This is a genomic window from Arthrobacter sp. Dra40 (genome assembly GCF_059091905.1).
The window spans coordinates 1-261 of the sequence record NZ_JBNHHB010000606.1 but is presented as its reverse complement, the minus strand read 5'-3'; the positions used below and the strand labels follow the sequence as shown (position 1 = coordinate 261).

The following is a 261-nucleotide window of genomic DNA, read 5'->3' as shown; positions in this document are numbered from 1 at the left end:
TAGCCGAGCGCTTCCGCGACCACCACCACGCCGAAATCATGCTCAGCATGCCCGGCTTCGGTCCCGTCCTCGGCGCCGAATTCCTCGGTGCCACCGGCGGCGACCTGACCGTTTTCGAAAGTGTCGACCGGCTTGCCGGGGTTGCGGGACTCGCCCCGGCTTCTAAGGACTCCGGAAGAATCAGAGGCAACCACCACCGCCCCAGACGCTACGATCGCAGACTGTTGCGGGCCTGCTACATGGCCGCCATGTCCAGCCTTA

Annotated in this window: 1 protein-coding gene; it reads left to right on the top strand. The window is 65.1% G+C overall.

All coding sequences use genetic code 11. The annotated features are described in order from the left end of the window. On the top strand, window positions 1-261 hold a 261-nt coding region (locus tag AC5RWT_RS38210; RefSeq protein WP_494084733.1), incomplete at both ends, for an IS110 family transposase.